Genomic DNA, 6144 nt, shown 5'->3' on the forward strand with positions numbered 1-6144 from the left:
GCTCGACCACAGATATTAAAAGAGCCCCAAAGGGCTTGGGACTCTACAGATAAGAAGCTGATTCTCGAAAGTGCTTTAAAGTCTACACACTACACTAAGCAGCAGGACAACTGAGATAGAGCAGACCTCATCAGCCTTACAGATGCTTTTCAAGGGTGCTAGCCAGCGTCGTCTTAGGAACGGCACCGACAACCATATCAACGCGTTGACCGCCCTTAAAAATCATCAAAGTTGGAATGCTGCGGATTCCATATTGGTTCGCAACGCTGGGATTTTCGTCTGTATTGACTTTTACGACCTTAACCTGACCGGCGTACTGGTCGGCAATTTCATCGACAACGGGGGCTACCATTCGGCAAGGTCCACACCAGGGAGCCCAAAAATCTACCAGAACGGGAACTTCGCTTTCGAGAACTTCTTGTTTGAAGGACGAATCTGTTACCGACAAGGCTGATGACATGCCTAAAACCCTTAGCCTATAAAAATCTGCTTGCCATCTTACCATAGCAAAAATCGACTTCTGCTCTAGCTCGGTTACTTTCTATGCCCCTCCGGCTATCACTGAAAACAGTTCTTCCTGGAGAAGGTTTACTTTACTTAATACTTCATGAACACCAAACCATTTCTTATGACCCACATCTAAACCACTAACGTCAGCAGCTAGATCAAAGATTGAGTATAAGCCACTCAACTTAGTGACCTAAGTTTAGGTTAAGGGCTTTTTCGACGGTCGCGCCTTTGCGCCTCTTGAAAAAGCCCTTCCTGGCGTGCGCAGAGCATACGTCAAAATGGGCACTTAGGCTTATCTCGAAGTTTTAATTATGCCGACCTACTTAACGCACTTAATCTTTGATTTGGCTGCTAGAGTTTTCCGAAATCCCAGGTGAGTCTCTGTAGTAATAGAAAACGTACTCGCCAAGTTCAAGGGTACACAATTCCTTTAAAAGTAGGAACCGCCTGAACGAACGTCCAGGCGGAGTGTGGTGTGAGGAGTGAACGGAAACAAACGTCTCCGCTACACCTATTGTAAGCGACTCACTTTAGATTTGCCCTGACACGACGGGCTAAAATCACCTATCAACCTGTCAGGAAAGGTGAAGTTTTGTAAGGCCTGGTTTCCTTTTTCGGGATCAGCGATCCGACCCTTTGGACAAAGCCATTAAGAACACGAGGCCATGTTAATTTTCATACTCTACACACGGAAAATTAACATCTCAAACAAAACTTTGGGACACCTACTTACCCATCCCCAACTGTTGAGCTTTCTGGTAGACCTTACCCTCCGTCAATAGCGAGGGAGCAATCACCACTTCCACCTGCTGCATCTCACGAACGTCCTTGGCTCCGAGAGTGCCCATGCTGGTTTGAAGCGCACCCAACAAATTGTGGGTTCCATCATCAAGCTTGGCTGGGCCTCGCAGAATTTCTTCTAAAGTTCCAGTGGTACCCACCCGAATGCGAGTGCCTCGAGGCAGTACGGGGCTAGGCGTTGCCATCCCCCAGTGGAAACCACGACCGGGTGCCTCAGCAGCACGAGCAAACGGCGAACCAATCATGACCGCATCAGCACCGCAGGCAATACATTTGCAGATGTCGCCTCCAGTTACCAAGCCACCATCTGCAACAACAGGAACATAACGCCCCGTCTCCTGGAAGTAGTCATCCCGAGCAGCTGCACAGTCTGCTACTGCTGTAGCTTGGGGAACACCAACCCCAAGAACGCCTCGAGAGGTGCAAGCAGCTCCAGGTCCAATGCCGACCAAAACCCCAGCAGCACCTGCTTTCATCAGCTTCAGGGCTACCTCATAAGTCACACAGTTCCCCAACACAACCGGAATCGGCATCGATTCGCAAAACTGAGCTAAATCGAGGGGAGTAATAGATTCAGGTGACAGGTGATCCGTCGATACAACAGTTGCTTGAATGAAGAACAGGTCAGCTCCAGCTTCCACAACGGCACTGCCAAACCGAGCAGCACCCGCCGGGGTAGCACTCACAGCAGCGATACCGCCCCCCTGCTTAATTTCTTGAATGCGCTTCTGAATCAATTCCGGTTTGATGGGCTCGGAATAGAGATGCTGCATCAAGGGCACAAACTCGTGCTTATCGACCGAAGCGATCTTTTCGAGAATAGGATTGGGATCCTCATAGCGAGTCTGAACCCCTTCCAGGTTCAGGACCCCTAAAGCCCCCATTTGAGAAAGGCGAATTGCCATGGTGACATCGACAACCCCATCCATCGCACTTGCGATGATAGGAATTTCTCGGGTGATACCACCAATCGTCCACTGGGTATCAGCCAAAGATGGATCCAGGGTGCGCTGACCCGGAACTAGTGCAATTTCGTCAAATCCGTACGCTCGGCGAGCTGTTTTACCTCTGCCAATTTGAATATCCACAGCGCTTGAACCCCAAATACCGAATAAGAGCTAGACTACCAAATTTGAGGTGCCATTGCGTTGCTTAAAGCGCTTGAGTTGTTTTTCGGAACGGGCACAGCATTACCCCCTCAAAAAGCAACTGAGAATCCTTTCAAAACTAAAAATCTGCATTTTTTTTGGGAGAGTGCGACAGAGCCGCATTCTCCCAAAAAAGGTTTTTCAAGGATCCTTAGGGTTGTAAATCCCTGTAAATGAGGATAAACATTACAAAATGTTGCGGCATGTCTAAGAGTGTCAACGGAATACCGCAGAATAATTTCGGAAGGTCGCTGGATATACGTAACTAGCGATTCCGGTCTTACCCGGGATGGGTGTGGCAATGTTCTATAGTCTTTCCTTAGAGAGATTTTAGATACGGCAAAGTCCATCATTGTTTCTGGACAACCGCGTAAGGGCCGTGAGAGGAGATACAAGAAAACCTGGCCTATTTCAGGGAAAAGTCTGAAATCTCCGTCTTCCCAATAACGAATGCCAGTTATATTTACCTCTGGTACATCTTGCTTTTGGAGGAATCCATCAATGAGTATTGTCACGAAATCCATCGTGAATGCCGATGCTGAGGCTCGTTATCTCAGCCCCGGTGAGCTGGATCGCATCAAGTCCTTTGTTACCTCTGGTGAGCGTCGTCTCCGCATCGCTCAAGTGCTGACCGATTCTCGGGAACGCATTGTTAAGCAAGCTGGCGACCAACTGTTCCAAAAGCGCCCTGACGTTGTTTCTCCCGGTGGCAACGCCTACGGTGAAGAAATGACCGCTACTTGCCTGCGTGACCTGGACTACTACCTGCGTCTGATCACCTACGGTGTGGTTTCTGGCGACGTAACTCCCATCGAAGAAATCGGTATCGTTGGCGTTCGCGAAATGTACAAGTCCCTGGGCACCCCCATCGATGGTGTTGCAGAAGGTGTACGCGCTATGAAGAGCGTTGCAACCTCTCTGATGTCCGGTGAAGATGCAGCGGAAGCTGGTTCTTACTTCGACTACGTCATCGGTGCAATGCAGTAAGGCGATCGCCCCTCTGCAAGGCTACATAAAACAACCGTTGAGCATTGTCGTTGACTTGATGTTTTAAGGAAATCAATCATGCAAGACGCAATTACTGCTGTTATTAACTCTTCAGACGTTCAGGGTAAGTACCTGGATTCCTCTTCCCTGGATAAGCTGAAAGGCTACTTCGCAACTGGCGAACTGCGTGTTCGTGCAGCCACCACCATCAGTGCTAACGCTGCTGCCATCGTTAAGGAAGCTGTAGCTAAGTCCCTGCTGTACTCGGATATCACCCGTCCCGGTGGTAACATGTACACCACCCGTCGCTATGCTGCTTGCATCCGCGACCTCGACTACTACCTCCGCTATTCCACCTATGCCATGCTGGCTGGCGACCCCTCCATCCTGGATGAGCGCGTGCTGAATGGTCTGAAGGAAACCTACAACTCCCTGGGTGTACCCATCGCTGCCACCGTGCAAGCTATCCAAGCCATGAAAGAAGTGACCGCTAGCCTGGTGGGCGCTGATGCTGGTAAGGAAATGGGTGTTTACTTCGACTACATCTCCTCTGGCTTGAGCTAAGCTCAATCGGAGTTTGCGGAGCAGAAACCCTCATCATTTGAGCGTTTTCTAGTCTGTATCTCCATTCCCTTAGTCTGGGATGTCTGGAGTGAGTCTTAGATGGTAAAAGCTTGTTTGTTCAGGTTGAGCGATTTTAGATTGACTCTAGACTCCCAGCAATTTGATAGAATTCCGTGAATACTCACGATTTACAGTTGTTTTAGCGATTAAGGGCTCTCACCCGGTCAGGAGACAAAACTATGAGGATGTTCAAAGTTACAGCCTGTGTTCCGAGCCAAACCCGCATCCGGACGCAGCGTGAGCTTCAAAATACCTTCTTTACAAAACTGGTTCCCTACGATAACTGGTTCCGGGAACAGCAACGCATTCAGAAAATGGGCGGCAAAATTGTTAAGGTCGAACTCGCTACGGGTAGAGCAGGCACCAACACCGGGTTGAAATAGCCTCATCCTCCGACCGATCGGGTAGCCATCCCGCCTCAGGTTTTTACAAAGAATGGCGTGGTCTTCGTACCACGCCATTCTTTTGCTTTTCCAGGTATTTAGTACGGGGCACACCACACATCAACTGAATATCCTGATTAGCAAACTAGCGTAAGTCCTGTCAGCAATTCTCAGTATGGGCATCAAAGCTAAGAGTTCACGCCCGTAGGGCGTGAACTCTTGGCTTTGATGCCCGAAAACCGCGCGCCAAAGGCGCGCGGTTTTCGGGCCTGATTTCAAAATGAGAATTGCTGAAGTCCTGTGATTATTATTGTTTCAGTCTTCGTTTTTGAGCTACTCTGAGGGGCATTGAATCTTTGCAAAGGCATGTGCTGAACCCATGCGATCGCTCCTCTCCATAATTGACGGCTCGGTTAAAAGCTGGGCTACAGAAGCCCGTATTCTCCGCTGGCTAGTGTTTCTCTGGTTGGGGCTGGGGATCATCATGTTATTTTCGTCCTCCTATGCAACTGCCGACTTTGAGACCGGGGATGGGCTCTACTACCTGAAACGGCAGTTGGTGTGGATGGCCGTCGGGTTGGTCGGATTTGGCACGTTGATCAATACTCCCCTACGCTACATTTTGGGAATGGCAGATTGGCTCATGCTGCTATGTCTGGGGCTGGTGATACTGACCCTGGTTCCGGGGCTTGGAACATCGGTTAATGGGGCCAGTCGTTGGCTTTCGGTGGGGCCATTGGCGATCGTGCAGCCCTCTGAACTGATTAAGCCGTTCCTCATTCTGCAAAGTGCTCGTATTTTTGGGCAGTGGGATCGGTTGAAGCAATCATCTCGCTTAACCTGGTTGGGAATATTTGCGCTGCTGCTGGCCAGTATTCTGCTTCAGCCAAACTTGAGTACGGCAGCACTGTGTGGCATGTCGTTGTGGCTGATTGCTCTGGCGGCGGGGCTACCGTTACAACAGTTAGGCGGGACGGCGATCGCCGGCTTCCTAGTCGCGTGCATCAGTATTGGTCTCCGAGACTATCAGCGGGAGCGGGTGATGTCCTTCCTGCATCCCTGGGCTGACCCCGCAGGAGATGGCTTTCAATTGATCCAAAGCCTCTTAGCTGTGGGCTCGGGCGGCGTGTGGGGAACCGGATTCGGGCAATCGCAGCAAAAGCTTTACTACTTGCCAATCCACTATACCGATTTCATTTTTTCGGTGTATGCCGAGGAGTTCGGGCTTATTGGCTGTATTGCCTTGCTGATGTTTCTTGCGATTTTTGCAACGTTGGGTTTACAGGTTGCTCTGAAAGCGCGTAAGCCTGTGCATCAGTTAGTGGCGATCGGAGCAGTCATCCTACTAGTTGGACAGTCTTTGCTAAATATTGGCGTAGCGACTGGAGCATTACCTACGACAGGATTGCCCTTTCCCTTTCTCAGCTATGGCGGCAGTTCGATGCTTTCCAGTCTGATCATTGCGGCATTGTTGATTCGGGTTGCTCGCGAAGGTAGTGAAGCAAAGGTTTTGGCTTTCCCCCGATCGCCTCGTGCTGTGGATGTCTCACCAGAATCTTAAGCCGAACCAAGGTTAAATTAACCTGATACCAAACAAATATGAAGCTGCGCCAAACTAGAAGAGTCCTCTTTGAGGTGATGGGCGATGACAGGACGTCCTTTTCAAGTCACGGTGACGGAGAGCCTGGAGC

6 protein-coding genes are annotated in these 6144 nt (G+C 50.0%); 4 read left to right on the top strand and 2 right to left on the bottom strand.

Annotation, left to right across the window (positions count from 1 at the left end):
* Positions 1 to 136: 136 nt before the first annotated feature.
* Positions 137 to 460, bottom strand: a complete 324-nt coding sequence (trxA, locus tag H6F91_RS17980; protein ID WP_190774795.1) for a thioredoxin — start codon at positions 458 to 460, stop codon at positions 137 to 139.
* A gap of 775 nt (positions 461 to 1235) precedes the next feature.
* Positions 1236 to 2399 (bottom strand): GuaB3 family IMP dehydrogenase-related protein, encoded by a 1164-nt coding sequence (locus H6F91_RS17985; RefSeq protein ID WP_190789418.1) that lies wholly within the window; start codon positions 2397 to 2399, stop codon positions 1236 to 1238.
* Between the two features lie 561 nt (positions 2400 to 2960).
* Between H6F91_RS17985 and apcA the strand changes: the two genes are divergently transcribed.
* The 4 genes from apcA to H6F91_RS18005 all read left to right on the top strand — a co-directional run bounded on the left by apcA (position 2961) and on the right by H6F91_RS18005 (position 6014).
* Positions 2961 to 3446, top strand: a complete 486-nt coding sequence (apcA, locus tag H6F91_RS17990) for an allophycocyanin subunit alpha (RefSeq protein ID WP_190774797.1) — start codon at positions 2961 to 2963, stop codon at positions 3444 to 3446.
* A gap of 78 nt (positions 3447 to 3524) precedes the next feature.
* Positions 3525 to 4010 carry an allophycocyanin subunit beta gene (apcB, locus tag H6F91_RS17995; RefSeq protein ID WP_190774798.1) on the top strand — a complete coding sequence of 162 codons (486 nt, stop codon included), beginning with the start codon at positions 3525 to 3527 and terminating at the stop codon, positions 4008 to 4010.
* 239 nt (positions 4011 to 4249) lie between these two features.
* Complete coding sequence (locus tag H6F91_RS18000; protein WP_190774799.1) at positions 4250 to 4453, top strand: phycobilisome linker polypeptide; 204 nt, start codon at positions 4250 to 4252, stop codon at positions 4451 to 4453.
* Between the two features lie 379 nt (positions 4454 to 4832).
* Positions 4833 to 6014 (top strand): FtsW/RodA/SpoVE family cell cycle protein, encoded by a 1182-nt coding sequence (locus H6F91_RS18005; RefSeq protein ID WP_190774800.1) that lies wholly within the window; start codon positions 4833 to 4835, stop codon positions 6012 to 6014.
* The last annotated feature ends 130 nt before the right edge of the window (positions 6015 to 6144 follow it).

Origin of the sequence: Leptolyngbya sp. FACHB-8 (assembly GCF_014695575.1) — a bacterium.
In the GTDB taxonomy this organism is placed as follows: Bacteria; Cyanobacteriota; Cyanobacteriia; order Elainellales; family Elainellaceae; genus Vacuolonema.

Coding starts and splice junctions, on each gene's coding strand:
- trxA (WP_190774795.1), bottom strand. CDS start 460: ATGTCATCAGCCTTGTCGGTAACAGATTCGTCCTTCAAACAAGAAGTT.
- apcA (WP_190774797.1), top strand. CDS start 2,961: ATGAGTATTGTCACGAAATCCATCGTGAATGCCGATGCTGAGGCTCGT.
- apcB (WP_190774798.1), top strand. CDS start 3,525: ATGCAAGACGCAATTACTGCTGTTATTAACTCTTCAGACGTTCAGGGT.
- H6F91_RS18000 (WP_190774799.1), top strand. CDS start 4,250: ATGAGGATGTTCAAAGTTACAGCCTGTGTTCCGAGCCAAACCCGCATC.
- H6F91_RS18005 (WP_190774800.1), top strand. CDS start 4,833: ATGCGATCGCTCCTCTCCATAATTGACGGCTCGGTTAAAAGCTGGGCT.